21 protein-coding genes and 1 pseudogene are annotated in these 16,818 nt (G+C 63.3%); 16 read left to right on the forward strand and 6 right to left on the reverse strand.

The window, feature by feature from the left end:
- Positions 1-48: 48 nt before the first annotated feature.
- Positions 49-975, forward strand: a complete 927-nt coding sequence (locus LZK81_RS06000; protein ID WP_233955501.1) for an SDR family oxidoreductase — start codon at positions 49-51, stop codon at positions 973-975.
- Here the strand turns inward: LZK81_RS06000 and LZK81_RS06005 are convergent, their stop codons facing one another.
- A complete protein-coding gene (locus LZK81_RS06005; protein WP_233955502.1) occupies positions 976-1,617 on the reverse strand; it encodes a DUF1062 domain-containing protein in 642 nt (213 codons plus the stop codon).
- A 415-nt stretch (positions 1,618-2,032) separates the two neighbouring features.
- Between LZK81_RS06005 and LZK81_RS06010 the strand changes: the two genes are divergently transcribed.
- Positions 2,033-2,440 carry a cupin domain-containing protein gene (locus tag LZK81_RS06010; protein WP_038584852.1) on the forward strand — a complete coding sequence of 136 codons (408 nt, stop codon included), beginning with the start codon at positions 2,033-2,035 and terminating at the stop codon, positions 2,438-2,440.
- Positions 2,441-2,443: 3 nt separating this feature from the next.
- Here LZK81_RS06010 and LZK81_RS06015 read toward each other — a convergent pair whose 3' ends face one another.
- On the reverse strand, positions 2,444-2,860 hold the full coding sequence (locus LZK81_RS06015; protein ID WP_233955503.1) for a GFA family protein: 417 nt from the start codon (positions 2,858-2,860) through the stop codon (positions 2,444-2,446).
- On the reverse strand, positions 2,857-2,979 hold the full coding sequence (locus LZK81_RS29245; RefSeq protein WP_255750505.1) for a hypothetical protein: 123 nt from the start codon (positions 2,977-2,979) through the stop codon (positions 2,857-2,859). The genes LZK81_RS06015 and LZK81_RS29245 overlap by 4 nt, the downstream gene beginning before the upstream one ends.
- Positions 2,980-3,088: 109 nt before the next feature.
- Between LZK81_RS29245 and LZK81_RS06020 the strand changes: the two are divergent.
- The 3 genes and pseudogenes from LZK81_RS06020 (at position 3,089) to LZK81_RS06030 (ending at position 4,949) form a co-directional block, all read left to right on the forward strand.
- Positions 3,089-3,457 (forward strand): annotated as a pseudogene (locus tag LZK81_RS06020) (winged helix-turn-helix transcriptional regulator).
- A gap of 90 nt (positions 3,458-3,547) precedes the next feature.
- Positions 3,548-4,414, forward strand: a complete 867-nt coding sequence (locus tag LZK81_RS06025; RefSeq protein WP_233955504.1) for an aldose 1-epimerase family protein — start codon at positions 3,548-3,550, stop codon at positions 4,412-4,414.
- Positions 4,415-4,562: 148 nt separating this feature from the next.
- Positions 4,563-4,949, forward strand: coding sequence for a VOC family protein (locus tag LZK81_RS06030; RefSeq protein ID WP_233955505.1), 387 nt, complete (start codon positions 4,563-4,565; stop codon positions 4,947-4,949).
- A gap of 49 nt (positions 4,950-4,998) precedes the next feature.
- Here LZK81_RS06030 and msrB read toward each other — a convergent pair whose 3' ends face one another.
- The 3 genes from msrB to LZK81_RS06045 all read right to left on the reverse strand — a co-directional run bounded on the left by msrB (position 4,999) and on the right by LZK81_RS06045 (position 7,053).
- Entirely contained in the window at positions 4,999-5,409 is a 411-nt protein-coding gene (gene msrB, locus LZK81_RS06035; protein WP_038584863.1) for a peptide-methionine (R)-S-oxide reductase MsrB, read from the reverse strand.
- 233 nt (positions 5,410-5,642) lie between these two features.
- Positions 5,643-6,594 (reverse strand): IS630 family transposase gene (locus LZK81_RS06040; protein ID WP_233954196.1). Its coding sequence is split into 2 segments (ribosomal slippage): positions 5,643-6,257 and positions 6,259-6,594, totalling 951 coding nucleotides; the frame shifts between segments, so codons are not numbered across the junction.
- Between the two features lie 78 nt (positions 6,595-6,672).
- Entirely contained in the window at positions 6,673-7,053 is a 381-nt protein-coding gene (locus LZK81_RS06045) for a hypothetical protein (RefSeq protein WP_233955506.1), read from the reverse strand.
- 329 nt (positions 7,054-7,382) lie between these two features.
- Here LZK81_RS06045 and LZK81_RS06050 point away from each other — a divergent pair, with 329 nt between their 5' ends.
- From LZK81_RS06050 to LZK81_RS06100, 11 genes are all read left to right on the forward strand, one after another.
- Positions 7,383-9,728, forward strand: a complete 2,346-nt coding sequence (locus LZK81_RS06050) for a putative monovalent cation/H+ antiporter subunit A (protein WP_233955507.1) — start codon at positions 7,383-7,385, stop codon at positions 9,726-9,728.
- A 285-nt stretch (positions 9,729-10,013) separates the two neighbouring features.
- A complete protein-coding gene (locus LZK81_RS06055) occupies positions 10,014-10,451 on the forward strand; it encodes a Na+/H+ antiporter subunit B (protein ID WP_046627114.1) in 438 nt (145 codons plus the stop codon).
- Positions 10,451-10,828: a Na+/H+ antiporter subunit C gene (locus tag LZK81_RS06060; RefSeq protein ID WP_046610716.1), complete on the forward strand. Its 378-nt coding sequence runs from the start codon at positions 10,451-10,453 to the stop codon at positions 10,826-10,828. The genes LZK81_RS06055 and LZK81_RS06060 overlap by 1 nt, the downstream gene beginning before the upstream one ends.
- A gap of 399 nt (positions 10,829-11,227) precedes the next feature.
- On the forward strand, positions 11,228-12,793 hold the full coding sequence (locus LZK81_RS06065) for a Na+/H+ antiporter subunit D (RefSeq protein WP_233955508.1): 1,566 nt from the start codon (positions 11,228-11,230) through the stop codon (positions 12,791-12,793).
- On the forward strand, positions 12,790-13,263 hold the full coding sequence (locus LZK81_RS06070) for a Na+/H+ antiporter subunit E (protein WP_046610714.1): 474 nt from the start codon (positions 12,790-12,792) through the stop codon (positions 13,261-13,263). The genes LZK81_RS06065 and LZK81_RS06070 overlap by 4 nt, the downstream gene beginning before the upstream one ends.
- Complete coding sequence (locus tag LZK81_RS06075) at positions 13,260-13,664, forward strand: cation:proton antiporter (protein ID WP_233955509.1); 405 nt, start codon at positions 13,260-13,262, stop codon at positions 13,662-13,664. Before LZK81_RS06070 ends, LZK81_RS06075 begins: the two co-directional genes overlap by 4 nt.
- The gene (gene mnhG, locus LZK81_RS06080; RefSeq protein ID WP_037083993.1) at positions 13,661-14,005 is read left to right on the forward strand and encodes a monovalent cation/H(+) antiporter subunit G; all 345 of its coding nucleotides are present in this window, start codon (positions 13,661-13,663) and stop codon (positions 14,003-14,005) included. The genes LZK81_RS06075 and mnhG overlap by 4 nt, the downstream gene beginning before the upstream one ends.
- A gap of 434 nt (positions 14,006-14,439) precedes the next feature.
- Positions 14,440-14,871, forward strand: coding sequence for a MucR family transcriptional regulator (locus tag LZK81_RS06085; RefSeq protein WP_046607240.1), 432 nt, complete (start codon positions 14,440-14,442; stop codon positions 14,869-14,871).
- A 312-nt stretch (positions 14,872-15,183) separates the two neighbouring features.
- Positions 15,184-15,615, forward strand: a complete 432-nt coding sequence (locus tag LZK81_RS06090; RefSeq protein WP_233955510.1) for a helix-turn-helix domain-containing protein — start codon at positions 15,184-15,186, stop codon at positions 15,613-15,615.
- Positions 15,608-16,435 (forward strand): DUF6456 domain-containing protein, encoded by an 828-nt coding sequence (locus tag LZK81_RS06095; RefSeq protein ID WP_233955511.1) that lies wholly within the window; start codon positions 15,608-15,610, stop codon positions 16,433-16,435. Before LZK81_RS06090 ends, LZK81_RS06095 begins: the two co-directional genes overlap by 8 nt.
- Before the next feature lie 129 nt (positions 16,436-16,564).
- Positions 16,565-16,768 carry a hypothetical protein gene (locus LZK81_RS06100; RefSeq protein WP_233955512.1) on the forward strand — a complete coding sequence of 68 codons (204 nt, stop codon included), beginning with the start codon at positions 16,565-16,567 and terminating at the stop codon, positions 16,766-16,768.
- Positions 16,769-16,818: the final 50 nt, after the last annotated feature.

The raw sequence follows: 16,818 nt of genomic DNA on the forward strand, positions 1-16,818 counted from the left end.
TTGGAAAGCCAGTTCTAACCATACGGAACCGGAAGGGAAGGAGCCGTCATGTCGCACGTGTACAAAAAGCCGCTGGAGGGAAAAATCGCGCTGGTGGCAGGCGCCACGCGGGGCGCCGGGCGGGGTATCGCCGTCGAGCTCGGGGCAGCCGGCGCCACGGTTTATGTCACCGGCCGAACGACTCGGGAAAAACAGTCGGAATACCTGCGACCGGAGACGATCGAGGACACTGCCGACCTGGTGACGCAAGCCGGCGGCACGGGGATTGCGGTCCCCCTCGATCATCTCGTCCCGGAGGATGTTGCAGCGCTCGTCGAGCGCATCCGCAAGGAGCAGGGGAGGCTCGATATCCTCGTCAACGACATCTGGGGCGGCGAACATCTGTTCGAATGGGACAAGCCGGTCTGGGAGCACAATCTGGAAAAGGGCCTGCGCATGCTGCGGCTGGCGATCGACACCCATCTGATCACCGCCCATCACGCGCTGAAGCTGATGATCGAAAAGCCGGGCGGCCTGCTGGTCGAGGTCACCGACGGCACCGCCGAATACAATGCCGAACACTACCGCCTCTCGCCCTTCTACGACCTCGCTAAAACCGCGGCAACGCGCATGGCCTGGGCGCATGGCAAGGATCTCGAAAAGCTCAGCAGCACCTCGGTCTCGATCACGCCGGGCTGGCTGCGCTCCGAAATGATGCTGGATATCTATCGGGTGACCGAGGAGAACTGGCGGGATGCGCTCGTCGCCCAGCCGCATTTCTGCATTTCCGAAACCCCGCGCTTCATCGGCCGGGCGGTGGCAGCGCTTGCCGCCGATCCGGACCGGGCGCGCTGGAACGGCCAGTCGCTGTCGAGCGGCGGCCTTGCCAAGGTCTATGAATTCGATGATGTCGACGGCTCGCGGCCGGATTGCTGGCGCTACATGCAAGAGGTTCAGGAGCCCGGCAAGCCGGCCGACGCCACCGGTTATCGCTGATCAGCCGCCCATCGCCGCTCTCCCGATCGCCGCCTTTCCGACCACTAGTCGCTCGGCCTCGTCGCGCAGGTCGAGCGTGATCAGGGTGCCGTCGCGGATGCCGCGTTTCAGCACATCCTTCCGCTCCGGCTCGACCCGGATCTCTTGCCTGTCGAACAGCACCCGCAGCCGGCTGCGCGACAGCGGCAGTTCCGCCGCCAGCAGCCGGTCGAGCCGCAGGCCGGTCGGGTAGGGCAGGGCGAGTGTGATCGCGATCCGCCGCCAATCCGCATCGTGGCGCAGCACCGCCTTGCGCATGTCGATGTCGTCGCTTTCCTCGATGCGTCCGGCCTTGGCCCTCAGCGCCAGCGCGTCGAATTCGATGCGGGCCACGAAGTCCGGCATGCTCGCCTGCATCGCGTCGAGCATGGCAGGATCGATCGCCCGGATGGTCTGCCGCTCGAAGATCGGCCGGTTCCAGGTGCCGTCGCAGGCGATGCATCTGTAGATGAGCCAGGCATCGAGCCGCTTGCCGTTGGCGTTGAGGCGGATGCGGCCGCTGGAACGGAACGGTTGAGGACCGCCGCAGCCGCTGCAGCCAAGGATCGGCCGGGGTGGAGTTTTGGGTGTCGCTGTCCATTCGAGATGGAGGATATTGCACATGCCGTTTTGATCTTCCGGTCAGGAAGTTCATGCGGGAAACGGCACTCAAGAAGCCCTCTTGGGGCGCACACGGTGTGGCGAAGGTCCGGACTGTGGGAAGGGAGCGTCGGAGGCAGGGCAGCGGAGGCCGCACTGGCACGATCAATGCCAAACCGGTCTCAAGCCGCCACCCCGATGAACAGTGTTCCCACGCGGGCAAGCGTCATCGCTCTTCCACACATGGGAGGGTGAACCTGTCGAGACCGGGGATTACTTAGGCAAACTGAACCTCAAAGGCCGACGCTCTTCGACTGAAAGGCATAAACGTGCGAAAATCGAAGTCAAGAATTTTTGGACGTCGCGCCGCGGCCGTTGTGACCTATATGCCGTCCTGACCTATATGAAGCGTCACCAGTCGTTCAGCGAGGATCGAACCATGGACATCAAGCGCAGCGGATCGCAGCCTTCGAAGGCACCGCCACAATATTTCACCGGCACCGTCCGGCTCGATCCGATCGTCGAGGCGCCGGAGCCGGCCCGGGTCCGCGCCCTTTCGGTCACCTTCGAGCCGGGTGCGCGCACCGACTGGCACACCCACCCGCTCGGCCAGACGCTGCTCGTCACGGCCGGCGCGGGTCTCGCCCAGGTCTGGGGCGAGCCGGTCCGGGCCATCCGGCCCGGCGACGTGATCTGGTTCCCGCCCGGCGAAAAACATTGGCACGGCGCATCCCCGACCACCGCCATGACCCATATCGCCATCCAGGAAGCGCTGAACGGCAGCACGGCGGAATGGCTGGGCGCGGTGACGGACGATCAATATGCAGGCGAGGTCGCGAAAGACTGAGCCCTATTCGACGAGCCGGATGTCCGCGTCCGGTTCGTACCAGCCATGGCGCCGACGCGACCAGAAGATTGCCGCCGGCGGCGCGAAATCCGGCTCGCCGAAACAGCCGACCGAGACGACGATCCCATTCTCCAGCACCTCCGCCTCCATATAGACGAGCGTGCCGCAATTCGGGCAGAAGACCTGGTCCATCCACCGGCCCTCGTCGGTGATCCGCCGGAACTGGCGCCGCTCGCCTCCGTCGGCGACGATCGCCTGCTTGCGATAACGGGCCCGATAGGAAAACGCCGATCCTGTCGCCTTCTGGCATTCGAGGCAGGCACAGGCATAGACCCGCTCCGGCGCGCCCGCGAGGGTGAGCCGGAAGTTGCCGCAGGAACAGGCGGCGGTGCGGGTGACGGGAACTTCAACGCCGGTCATGACCTCACCATGGGCCGCGCCAGCATCGCGAAATCGTCGTCGTCATGGCCGTTTTTCGCCAGGGTGCGAACGAGGGCTGCTGCCATCCGGCCCGCGCCGAAAAATCCTGTTGTGGTCATCGAGTTGAACTCCGATATGTGAGATGCCATTTGATACCGCTGCGGATCGGCGCGGGTAAATTACGCACCTTCGGGTAAGCGGTTACTCTGCGGTTAGGGGAGAACGGGAATGAAACGCCTGCCGGACGACGATTGCGGTTTTGCGAGCGCCCTCAATGTGATCGGGGGAAAATGGAAGACCGATATCCTCTGGGAGATCAACGTCGAGCCCCGCCGCTTCGGCGAGTTGAAGCGCATCCTCTTAGGGATCAGCGAGAAGATGCTCGCCTAGCAGCTTCGCGAGATGGAGGCCGACGATCTCATCCGCCGCGAGGTATTTCCGGGCAAGGTGCAGCGGGTCGAATATTCCGCCACCGAGTTCGGCCGCAGCCTCAACCACGCCGTGACGGTGATGGCGGACTGGGGCAAGGCCTATGAAATCCGCATGGCGGAAAAGGCCGAACAGGAGCGTCTTCCCGTTCTTGCTATGAGGGCCTGAGGCTCGAAAAGGTTTCGCGCGTCATTGAACGGAAACGTCTGGCGCGCAAAGATGGGCCATGATTCCGAACCGGAACCAGAAGGAGCCGCCATGTCAGACGTCACCCGCATCTCCAACCAGTACCTGACCGTCGACATCTCCTCGCTCGGCTCCGAGATGCAGGCGCTGACAGCGGCTGACGGCCGCTCGTTTCTCTGGAATGGCGATGCCGCCTTCTGGAACGGCCGCTCGCCGGTTCTGTTTCCAATGGTCGGCAAGGCGCCGGAAAACCGGATCAGCGTCGATGGCAAGTCTTACGAGATGGGCCAGCACGGTTTCGCCCGCCGCAGCGAGTTTACGCTCGCCTCGTCGAGCGGGACCATATGCCGCTACGAACTCGCCGCATCCGACGCGACACGCGCCGTCTATCCGTTCGACTTCCTGCTGGCGGTCGAACATGCGCTGGATGGCCGGACGCTGACGGTCGCGGCCGAAGTCGAAAACCGCGACGCCCGGGCGATGCCCTTCGGCCTCGGTTTCCACCCGGCCTTCGTCTGGCCGATCCCGGGTGCGGTGGGAGCCCACACCATTACCCTCGACAACGGCGCCGAACCGGCTTTGACGCGGCTGGAAAGCGGGCTGGTCAAGCCGGAAAAGCTGCCGTCGCCCTTCGAGGCCGGCAGCCTGACGCTCGACCATGCGATGTTCGAGGCGGATGCGATGATCTTTCCGGAGGGCGCGGGCGAGGGGCTGACCTATGCCGCCGAGGGCGGCCCCGCCCTCAAATTCTCCTTCGAGAACCTGCCGAACCTGGCGCTCTGGCAGAAACCCGGCGCTCCCTTCATCTGCATCGAGCCCTGGCACGGCACCGCGGCAGAACTCGGCGGCTCGGACGATATCGCCAGGCGCCCCTACGGCGTGGTTCTTCAGCCAGGCGAAAAGGCCCGCTTCGCGTTCACGGTGGAACTGCCGGTCTAGCGCACGGAGCCCTCCCGGCTTCCCGCCGCCCCGCATTCGGTTTATGAATGCCGCAGGCATTCCTGGGTGCTGCTGCCGGGGATCATCGTCTACGACAAGGACCTGGCCTGACCTCAGGCGGTTCCGCGAGTGCTGTTGGAGGGAGACCATGGCCGCGTCGCTTCGCATAAACCACCTGTCCATCATGGTTCGCGATCTTACCCGCAGCGCCGACTTCTACCACCGGGTCCTGCGCCTGCCGGAAATCGAGTGCAAGGCCCGCAAGCCGAACATCCGCTGGTTCGGCATCGGCGACGGCCAGTCCATCCACCTGATCGAAGGCGATTTCGGCGATACCTACGTCACCATGTCGACCCATCTCTGCATCGCCGTGACCGACCTCGACGGCACGGTCGCCCATATCGCCGGCACCGGCACCAGATACAGCGATCTGGCGAGAAACGAGGGCAAGATCCATATCCGCCGTGACGGCGTGCGGTCGATCTACCTGCAGGATCCGGACGGCTACTGGCTCGAGATCAGCGACGATTATTGAGAATTGGAAATAAGCGCCGGCGGATCACCGGCGCTTCGGGTGTTTTGCTTTACTTCATTGCCTCGAAGTCCATCGCGTGGCCGTTGATGCAGTAGCGCAGCCCGGTCGGCGGTGGGCCGTCCGGAAAAACGTGGCCGAGATGGCCGCCGCAATTGCTGCAGCGGACTTCGGTGCGCACCATGCCGTGCGAAACGTCGCGGATTTCGGTGATCGCCTCCGGATTCACCGCTTCGAAATAGCTCGGCCAGCCGCAGCCGGAATCGAACTTGGTGTCGGAGACGAACAGCGGCTCGTGGCAGGCGGCGCAGCTGTAGAGACCCTTTTCATGACTGTTCCAGAAGGGCCCGGTAAAGGCGCGTTCGGTGCCGGCCTGGCGCAGGATGCGGTACTGTTCGGGCGTCAACAGCTCGCGCCATTCCGCATCGGTCTTCTGGACTTTCGGGGTGATGACATCGGACATCGCAAGGTTCCTTTCGTTTCCCCATAGATAGGCATTGAGGCCGCGAAGGAAAAGTCCGCGATTGGAGAGCGGATGCCGGCATGGCCGCTTCCAGTCGAAGCGGACTTCCGAGCCTATCGAGCGGGATTGAACAAATCGGAAAACGTTTGTCCGCAAATCGCGCAAAGCAGTCAGCGCAGCAAGGCCGCCGAGCTAGGCGCGGGATTCCGGCTGGCGACTAAAGCGTGTCGCGTTTAATCTGCCTCGTATCCTGCGGCTTTGAAGTAGTTTCTGCATTCTGTGACGGAGAAGAGATTGCAGATTTCGCCGAGGGCTTGCGTGATGGCATCGAAGCTGCGGGCAGCCCGCTTTCGCAGCAGCGTCTTGAGTTTTGAGAAGGCCATCTCTATGGGATTGAGGTCGGGACTATAGGGCGGCAGAAACAGCAGCCAGGCTCCCTTTGCCCTGACCAGTTCTTCGGCCCGTTCGCTCTTATGAAAGGCGACATTGTCGAGAATGACGACGTCTCCAGGCGACAGGTTCGGCGCGAGTTGGGTCTCTATCCACGCCTCGAAGATGCGGGCGTTCATCGGCCTGTCAACGATCCAGGGGGCAACCATGCCATGGGATCGCAGCCCGGCGATGAAGGTTTGGGATTTCCACGAACCGAAGGGTGAATGCGTTCGATAGCGCTGCCCTCGCGCAGACCATCCCGACCGCTTCGTCAGCTTTGTGTTCGTCGATGTCTCGTCGATAAAAACCAGCCGGGCCAATCCTTTGTTGAAGAAAGGCTTGCGCCGTGCGGTCCACAGTTCACGCGCCCGCGCGATCTCCGGGCGCAACTGCTCGGCGGCCTGCAGGCTTTTTTTTATGGCTCAACCCAAGCCGATGCAGAAGCCGTCCGACACTGGAGCGATGGACGATGACGCCACGTCCGCAAAGTTCCACGCAAAGCTCGTCCAGCGTCAGTTCGCCATTCTGTGCCAGCCGCTCTCCAACCCACGCGTGCTGTGCCGAAAGCTTACCGCCGCCAAGGTGCCCCTGCCGGCGCGGCGAAAGCGAACCTGTCTCGCGCTTCAGGATCACCAGATCGTTCACGAAACGCGGCGACACCCGAAAATGCCGGGCGGCCTCCCGATGCCCATGGCCTTCTTCCACTAACGCTACGACACGCTCACGCAACGCAATCGGATGTGACTTGCCCATGGCGATCTCCCTTCACATCAAAGGGAATCACGGATGGACTGATTTGAGAACCATGAATCGCAAAAACAGCGACACGCTTTAGTGCCCCAGATTGTCGAGTTCTGGAAACGGGTAGTATTTGAGGCGGCTGTCCTGGCAACGGACATCATCGAGGGTGTAGCCGAGAATCTTTCCGTCGCGCATGGATACGCCGTAACGGGCGGGATAATTATATTGCCGTCCAAAGCCGGAAACGCAGAAGGCGTAGATACTCTTCCCCGGATTGAGCAGGACGACGCTTGAAATCTGCGCGCCGTAGATGTCCCGGTCGCGGAAACCCATGCGACGGGCAGTTTTCAGCACCTCCCGCTTCACGGCATCCGTCGGCGGTGTCTGTGACGATGCGACGCTTTCCGGCACCGATGTCTGACAGCCCGTCAACAGCAACAAGCCGGCGAATGCCGCAATCAAAAATTTCATGAACCACCCCATCATCTTCAGAAGACAGGGATAATACAGAACCGGATCAAGCGGTCTACTCGCGCCAACATTGTGGCGCGAAACTCTCAGAGCGTGTGGACATGCTGCAACGTCGGCGACAACCTGTCCCTTTTGAATATAGGGCGGTGGGTCTGCTTCTGGCACTAAGCTGCCCCCACGCGTCCGTCGCCCCTGCCATCAAATTCCCGAAAAGTCGCGTTTCTGTGTGTTTCGTCCGGTTCTGCTTGAGGCGGTGCGACGTTTCCCATAGAAAATCACCTGCCTCCGAACGGTCGGGCGGTGTGGGGCTTCTGAAGCGTGGAGATGACATGGCTGCCAATGCGCCGGCGTTGACGTTCTTCGCACTCTTCCTTCCCTTCGTAGCTTCCGTTCTGGCCCCCTTCCTCACCCGCCTTTTGGGCGACCGGGCCGCCTTCGTCCTGGCGCTGGCACCGGCGCTCGCGTTTGCGCATTTCTGCACCTTCCTGCCCGAAATCGCCGCTGGCGAAGTGGTGACCGGCGGTTATGCCTGGGCGCCGAGCTTCAACCTCTCCTTCTCCTGGTTCCTCGACGGCCTGTCGCTCACCTTCGCGCTTCTCATCACCGGGATAGGCACCCTGATCGTCCTTTATTCCGGCGGCTACATGAAGGGTCATGAGGGGCAGGGGCGCTTCATGGCCTTCATCATCGCCTTCATGGGCGCCATGCTCGGCCTCGTCGTCTCCGACAGCTTTCTGATGCTGTTCGTCTATTGGGAGCTGACCTCGATCACCTCCTTCCTGCTGATCGGCTTCGATCACGAGCGGGAGGCGGCGCGGCGTGCAGCACTTCAGGCGCTGGTGGTCACCGGCGGCGGCGGGCTCTGCCTGCTCGCCGGCCTGGTCTTCCTCTGGAACATCACCGGCGTCACCCAGCTTTCGCTGCTCGTGCACCTGGGCGACGGGCTGCGCCAGAGCCCATTCTATCTCGCCACCCTTCTTCTGGTGCTTGCCGGCGCCTTCACCAAGTCGGCGCAGTTTCCGTTCCATTTCTGGCTGCCGAACGCGATGGAAGCCCCGACACCGGTCTCGGCCTACCTGCATTCGGCAACCATGGTGAAGGCCGGCGTCTATCTGCTGATGCGGCTGAACCCGGTTATGGGGGATACGCCCGCCTGGGTGATCCTGCTGCCCTTCTTCGGGGGTATCACGCTGATCGCCGGCAGCTTTCTCGCCGTCCGCCAGACGGACCTGAAGCTGATGCTCGCCTATACGACCATGGCCTCGCTCGGTCTCCTGGTCATGCTGACCGGCTTCGGCTCGGCCCATGCGGTCGAGGCGGCGGTGATTTATCTCGTCGCCCATTCGCTGTTCAAGGGCGCGCTGTTCATGGTTGCCGGCACGGTGGATCATGAGGCCGGTACCCGCGACGTCACGAAGCTCGGCGGCCTGCGCGCCGCCATGCCGGTCACCTTCGGCGCGGCGCTGCTGGCGGCGCTGTCGATGGGCGGCCTGCCGCTGTTCTTCGGCTTCCTCGCCAAGGAGGAGATCTATGCGGCACTCGCCGCCGGCAATCCGCGAGCGGTGTTTTTCACCGGCCTTGCCGTAATCGGCAATGCGCTGATGTTCGCGATCGCCTTTGCCGTGGCGCTGAAACCCTTCCTCGGTCCCCATGTCGAGACGCCGAAATATGCCCACGAAGGCCCGGTGACGCTCTGGCTGGGCCCGGTTGTTCTCTCGGTGCTCGGCTTGGCTGCCGCACTCTTTTCCGGCGCGGCGCATCGTTACATCTCCTCGCCGATGGCAAGCGCGATCACCGACCAGAAGATCGTCGTCGACATCTCGACCGTGCCGCATCTCGGTGTGCCGCTGCTTCTGTCGGTGGTCACCGTGTTGCTCGGCGCGCTCGCCTTCTGGCGGCTGACGGACCTGCGGGCCTTCATGGTGCGGGCGGTGGAAAGCCTCGGTCCCGGCCCGGACCGCGGTTTCGATCACATTGTCTCCGGCTTGGTGCGGTTTTCGGCTGCTGTCACCCGTCTCATTCAGCCCGGCCGGCTGGAGATCTACGTCACCGCGACCTTCATCCTGCTGGCCGTGACACTGCTCGTCCCGCCTTTCGTGTTCGGGGAGCTGCCGGCAATGCCCGCCTGGCCGGAAGAGCTGCTGGTCCAGGAAGCGGCTTTCTTCGCAATCGCGGTGATCGGCCTTTTCGCCGTGCTGCGCGCAAATGACCGGCTGACGGCGATCGTCTCGCTCGGCATCCAGGGTTTTGCCGTCGCCGTCATCTTCCTTCTGTTCGGCGCGCCGGACCTGTCGTTCACCCAGTTCATGGTCGAGACCCTGTCGGTCGTCATCCTGGCGCTGGTGATGACGCGGCTGCGGCTCTCGCCCCGGGATCACCGGCCTCTGGGACAGTCGCTCTTCGACGGGATGGTCGCGGTCGCCTGCGGCCTCGGCTTCACGCTGTTGCTTTTGAAATCGACGCAGGCACCGTTCGACACCGTGCTCACCGATTTCTTCAACACCTATTCCAAGACGGTCGCCCACGGCGCCAACGTCGTCAACGTCATCATCGTCGACTTCCGCGGCACGGATACGCTGGGCGAGATCGCGGTGGTGATGGTGACCGCGCTCGCGGTCCTGGCGCTGATCCGGGTGAGGGCGGGCAGACGCGCCGGATCGGAGGAGGGGCGATGAGGCTCGTTATCGTGGCGCACCCCCCTCTGCCCTGCCGGGCATCTCCCCCACAAGGGGGAGATCGGATCGCAGTGAGGCCTCGGCCTCCATCGAGCGTTGCGATCGGGGCTTCTCTTTTGGGGGGAGGTTGCGTAGAGGCAGGCCAGCGCGCCCAGCCGATCTCCCCACCCGTGGGGGAGATGCCCGGCAGGGCAGAGGGGGGCTGGCAGAGTTCTACCTGCGGAGGGAACGGACCTTGTTCAACCTCCAAGAAGTGGTGGCAACCAATGCACGAGGTGCTCATCCATGAACACTCTCATCCTGCGCACCGTCGCCCCCTCTCTGACCGCGTTGATGCTGCTGTTCTCCGTCTTTGTCCTGCTGCGCGGCCACAACGAACCCGGCGGCGGGTTCATCGGCGGGTTGATCGCGGCCTCGGCGCTGGCGATCTACGGCATCGCCTTCGGTGTGCCTTCGGTACGCCGCGCGATCCGGTTCCACCCGATGGCGATCGCCGGCTTCGGCCTGCTGCTCGCCACCCTTTCCGGGGTGCTGTCGATCTTCTTTGGCGTGCCGTTCATGACCGGGCTCTGGGTCTATCCCGTCGTCTTCGACGTCGAGTTGCCGCTCTCGACGGTGATGTCTTTCGATATCGGCGTCTATCTGGTCGTGGTCGGGGCGATCACCTCGATCGCGCTTGCGCTCGAACAAGAGCCGGGCTCCGACGTGGAGGGGAAGGACTGATGGAAGCGCTGTTTTCGATCCTCATCGGCCTGTTCTTTGCGGGCGCCATCTACCTCATCCTGTCGAAATCCACCGTGCGCATCCTGCTCGGCGTGGTGCTGCTCGGCAACGCGGTCAACCTGCTGCTCTTCACCGCCGGCCGGCTCACCCGCGAAGTGCCGCCGATCATCCCGGCCGGCATGGACACGCTGTCGCCAGGCGCCGCCAATCCTCTGCCGCAGGCGCTGATCCTGACGGCGATCGTCATCTCGTTTTCCTTCTTCGCCTTCCTCCTGGTGCTGACCTACCGCGCCTACCAGGAGCTCGGCACTGACGATACCGACGAGATGCGGCTCGCCGAACCGCGGAACGAGCAACTTCCGCCCATGGGGTATTGAGGGGATGGTGTTGCAGGTCGTCATGTTCTTTCCCGCCACCGGCTTCGGATGCCGCGGCACCCCCCTCTGCCCTGCCGGGCATCTCCCCCCCAAGGGGGGAGATCGGCCAGCGGCGGGTTTCCCGCTTCCTATTTCTCCGCTTTCTGTTGAGCGATATGGGACGCCAGGGGGTGCAGCAGTCTTAACCCTCCCCCTTGTGGGGAGGGTGGCCGGCAGGCGGGAGGGGTTTTATTCACAGCGAAGACCCCTCCCCAACCCCTCCCCACAAGGGGGAGGGGCTCCACGCACCGCCTCGCATCCCATATGGCATCGCCCTGCGCTCGCGGAGGACTCCAAGAGCGGGTCGGGGCAAATGGCTCGACTTGGGAAAGCCGACACCCCACCGGGAGGCATCCACTGATGGCCTCTCCGTCCGTCGATCTCTCCGCAGCCCTGATCCTCGCCGCCCCGGCGCTTCCCGACTGGCTGGTCGTTCTCCCGGTCGCGCTGATGATCGGCCTCGGTGCCGTGCTGATGATGGTGCGCAAGTCCGTCCGCCTGCATGGCGGCATCGCGATTGCCGGGTTGGCGCTGCTTGTCCTCCTCGATGCCGCTCTGCTCTGGCGCGTCTCGGTCCATGGTCCGGTCACCATGGTGATGGGCCGCTGGCTGCCGCCCTTCGGGATCGCGTTCACCGCCGACCTTTTCGGCGCGGTCATGGCGCTCGCCGCGGCGATCGCAGCCCTTGCCGCCGGGATATTCGCGCTCGCCGATATCGACGCGAGCGGCCGGCGCTACGGCTTTTACCCGTTCCTGATGCTGCTGATGGCCGGCGTCACGGGCGCGTTCCTGACCGGCGACATCTTCAACCTCTATGTCTGGTTCGAGGTGCTGCTGATCTCGTCCTTCGGCCTCCTGATCCTCGGCTCGCAGCCGGAACAGATCGACGGCGCGCTGAAATACGCGGTCCTCAACCTGATCGGCACGACGCTGTTCCTGATCGCGGTCGGTTACCTCTATGCGATCTTCGGCACGCTCAACATGGCCGATATCGCCCGCAAGGCGGCAGGCCTGCGCGAGACCGCGCCGCTGACGACGCTGACGGCGCTGTTCATCCTGGCGTTCGCGATGAAGGCCGCCGCCTTTCCGGTGAATTTCTGGCTGCCGGCCTCCTATCACACGCCGCGCGTGGTCGTGTCGGCGCTGTTCGGCGGGCTGCTCACCAAGGTCGGCATCTATTCGCTGATCCGCGTCACGGTCATGCTCTTCCCCGTCGAGCGCGAGGCGTTGAGCCTGATCGTCGCCATCTCGGCGGCGCTCACCATGCTGGTCGGCGCGCTCGGCGCCCTGGCGCAGAACGATATCCGCCGGCTCGTCGGTTACGTGGTCATCGCCGGCATCGGCAACATGATGGCGGGCGTCGCGATCGGCACGCCGGCGGCCGTCAGCGGCGCCATCCTCTATGCGCTGCATTCGGTGGTGACCATGACCGCGCTTTATCTGGTGGCGGGCGAAGCGGGTAGGCTCGGCGGCACCTGGGCGCTCTCCGGCCTCGGCGGGCTTTACCGGAAGGCGCCGTGGTTCTCCGGCGCCAGCTTCCTGCTGTTCCTCGCCGCCTCCGGCCTGCCGCCGCTCTCCGGCCTGTGGCCCAAGGTGGCGCTCCTGAAAGCTTCGCTCGATATCGGCGCCTGGTGGCTGGCCGCGGCGATCCTCCTTTCCGCCTTTCTGATCACGCTGGCGCTCGCCCGCGTCTTCCTGCTTGCCTTTTGGCGGCCGCAGCCCGACCCTGTTCCCGAGGCCGCCGCTCCGGCCGGCACGTCCGTCGACTGGCGTATCGCCCTGCCGCTCGGCTGCCTGACGGCGCTCGTCGTTCTTTTCGGCCTGCTGCCGGAACCGCTGCTCGATCTGGCCCAGAGGGCGGCGGAGGGGCTCGGCGAGCCGGCGGCCTATATCCAGTCGGTCTTCCCGGGAGGGACAGCGCGATGATCACCTATATCCTGTCCCTGGTCTTTGCCGTTGTCTGGGTCGCGGTCACCGGTAGCGCCACGCTGCACAACCTGATCTTCGGTTTTGCGCTGTCGACGCTCGTGCTCTGGATCGTCCGCGACGAGATGGGTGCCCGCGGTTACTGGCGGCGGCTCGGCCGCATCCTGTCGCTGCTCGCGCTGTTCCTGAAGGAACTGGCGCTGTCGGCCTGGAAAGTGGCGGTGCTGGTGATGAGCCCGCGCATGGACCTGAAGCCCGGCATCTTCGCCTTTCCGCTGACCGTGACCCGCGATTTCGAGATCACCCTGCTTGCCAACCTCATCACGCTGACGCCCGGCACGCTGTCGGTCGACGTCTCCGAGGACCGCAAGACGCTGTTCGTCCACGCGATCGATTGTTCCGACATCGAAGCCACGAAGCGGGATATCGCCAATGGCTTCGAGCGCAAGATCATGGAGGCGTTCCGATGACGACGGCTGAAATGATCATCTCCTATGCGGTCTGGCTGGCGCTCGTGGTGCTCTGTTTCTCCTTCCTGCTCACCGTCTGGCGGGTGATCAAGGGGCCGACGCTTGCCGACCGGGTCGTGGCGCTCGACATGCTGACCGGCATCGTCATCGGCTTCATCGCGCTGATCGCCATCCGCACCGGCTTCACGCTCTATATCGATATCGCCATCTCGCTCGGCCTTGTCGGCTTCCTCGCGACCGTGGCTTTTGCGCGGTTCATCCTGTCGCGCGGGAACAGAGAGGCGCCGAAAGAAGACATGATGAAGACGTTCACGGCGTCGGTGCCCGAACCGCGGCGCAGATCCGCAGCAAGGCGCCCATCCGGCACCGGGCCGGCCGTCCGGCGGAAGGCGAAGAAATGATGGACATTCTATTGGCCGCGATAACCGCACTTCTGATCCTTGGCGGCGCCGGGTTCGCGCTGGTGGCGGCGATCGGCCTCAATCGTCTGCCGGACCTCTATACCCGCATGCACGCCGCCTCCAAGGCCGGCACGGTCGGCTCCGGGCTCCTGTTGCTTGCGGTCGGCGTCCATGCGGGCGACCTGCCGACTTTCGCAAGAGCGCTTGCAGGCTTCTTCTTCTTCGTGCTAACGGCGCCGATTTCGGCGCATCTACTCGCTATGGCAGCACACAAGGTTGGCTATCCACTTTGCGCTGAGTCCGTCCGGGATGAAATGAAGGATTACGATAAGCGAATATAATCCTTTCTGGACCGAGTTATAATCCTGTTGCCGTTGAGCAAATGCCCATCTATTCATCAGTAAAGCTGATGTAGGAGCGATATAGGAGGCAGAAAGGCTGGTAATCGGCGAAATTCGCACTTGGAGAAGAAGCGAAGCAGTGGTACTTCATTGCAAGTAGAGTGCAGATGTTGTTCTAGATTAGGCGTTCCCTCGTCATTTTGGTGAGTCGACAAGTTCTTCGATGAGGAACGATAACGCCGTTCACACGCAAGGGAAGGTTTCAATCGAACGCAATATCCGGTGTGAACCGTTTTCTTTTCCGCATGAAGCTTAGGGGTAGGCTTCGGTCGCAAGACGGCGGGACGGCATAGGTTTTCTCCGGGAGACTCTACGAACGGGCAGGTGTCGCGGAGGTCGCGGGGCCAGCCAGTCACTTAAACAGGAGACAGGAAATGACAGACGTCGCATTGGGCAAAAGCCCGGATCTGCTGGTAGAGCTGACCGCAGATATTGTGGCCGCCTATGTGAGCAACCATGTGGTGCCGGTCAGCGATCTTTCGAACTTGATCGCGGACGTGCATTCGGCGTTGAGCAACACCTCTTCGCCTGCACCAGTTGTCGTGGCCATCGAAAAGCCAAAGCCCCCGGTTCCGATTAAGAAATCGATCGAGGACGACTATCTCATCTGCCTGGAGGACGGGCAGAAGTTCAAGTCGCTGAAGCGGCATCTGATGACTCACTACAACATGACACCCGAAGAGTATCGCGAGAAGTGGGGCCTGCCGGCCGACTATCCGATGGTGGCGCCCGCTTATGCGGAAGCCCGCTCCAGGCTCGCCAAGGAAATGGGTCTCGGCCAGCGCCGCAAGCGCGGCAAGGTCTGATCCCGGGGCGACGCCGACAAGGCAGGGAGGATTTGAGACCAGCCCGATGAGGACCGATCGCGACAGCGGCGGGTGGCTGGTTTTGGCATCGAAACAGAGATGCGGATAAAGAACCGGGCCGATCGAGTGCCCGGTTTTTCTTTTTCGAAACGGGCATCGCGGGGATGGGTAGAGGAAGAAATTCCCATTATCTTTCGAGAACTTGTGGAAAATATCAACAATTTCAGCTAATAATAGCGCGGAAGTGGTTTCCAGCGGCCCCGTTTTTGCTCTAGGGTGTATGAATTAATTCCTATTAATTGAGGAGTTGTCATGCCTTTCGAGAGATATTTCGAGCCCTCCGCCCCGTCTTCCTCCTTGCCGTTTTCCCCGCCTGTGCTGCTGGATACGGGCGGTTCGCCGCAGCTTCCCGCCAGCCTGCCGCTGAAGAGCGCCTGCCGCATCGTCCGTCAGATGGTCTGCGAACTGGTCCAGCTTTTCGGCGATAGGGTGATGCTGCGCCGCGACCGGCGCCGGCTTTCCTGCCATGTGCGCCAGATCGCCATGTATGTCTGCCATGTGGCGCTCCAAATTTCGATGAGCGACATCGGCGAGGCTTTCGGCCGAGACCGCACCACCGTCGGCCACGCCTGCCACGTGGTCGAGGATCGCCGCGACGATCTGGCCTTCGACGAGTTCGTCGCGGCCGTCGAGCGCATCGTCACCGCCGTTTTCGGCCTGTCGGAGGTAGCGGCCCATGACTGAGGCAATCCGGAAACCCGTGATGGACAAGGCCGCGGACCCGGCCCGCAGGCGGCACCTCCTGCGGCTGATCCGCCAGCTCGCCCGCGGCGACTGCACGATCGCGGCGGGTGAGGCGGGCGAGATCCGGCTCATCGGGGCGGAGGAACGGGCCTATCCCGAGGCGGTGATCGCGCAGGCCCGTTCGCTCGGACTGGCGCAGCTTAGCGACGGAAGGATTGCCGCAAGTGCGGCGGCGTCCAGCTTCCTGCGCCGTGCGCTGGTGACGGGCGAGGAGGTGTTCGTCGAGCAGCATGGCGAGATCGTCATGACATCGGTCGAGATCGACGGCGCCCGCCAGCCCGTGCGCCGGAACCTTGCGGAATCACCGCTCGGCGTGATCGCACGGATGAAGGACCGCGACGGAAAACCCTTTTTGCCGGCCGAAGCCTTGGAAGCGGGCGAGCGGCTGCTCACCGATTTCACCCGTGGCCAACTCCAGCCTCGCGTCACCGCCTCCTGGGAGCCGCGGCTCGCCACCCGCGCCAAGGGCACCGCCGGCGGCCAGGCCGACATTGCCGACAGCGCGATATCGGCCCGCAACCGTTTTTCGAGGGCGGTGGAGGCGATGGGGCCGGAACTTTCCGGCGTCGCGGTGGATGTCTGCTGCTTTGCGAAGGGTCTTGAGACGGTGGAACGCGAACGCCAATGGCCGGCCCGCTCGGCCAAACTCATGCTGCGCACCGCGCTGCTCGCACTCGCCCGCCATTATGCGCCGCCGGCTCCGGCAAAACGCCGCCAGAACCATCACTGGGGGACCGAGGATTACCGGCCGGTGCTGTGACGGAGACTTGTCGTGGTTGCGTGGCAAATGCCCGATTGGAGAAGCGGTCATCCACTTCGCTTGCCAAATCTAATCATTTGTAGCAGTCTGCTAGGCAATCTCGATCTTCTTCGCAGCGCGGTGCCGTGAATGATCTACAATCGCGCGATGGAGTTTCACTGGGACGACGAACAAAAGGTCGGCATCCTCCTGTGGAAAGGCCGGGCGTTCAAGATTGAGGGCTACATCGATCCTTTCAACGCCCGGAGGCGTGCCGAGGCGATGGCAGCGCAACGAGGTTGGAAAAAGCCTCCCGACAAAATCCACAAAAAGGTTTCGAGGCAAACCGGGTGACGGGGTCGAATGATCGCTGTTGGCGCGTTCCTGCCGAGGCGGCTGTCGGC

This window comes from Neorhizobium galegae (assembly GCF_021391675.1).
In the GTDB taxonomy this organism is placed as follows: Bacteria; Pseudomonadota; Alphaproteobacteria; order Rhizobiales; family Rhizobiaceae; genus Neorhizobium; species Neorhizobium galegae_B.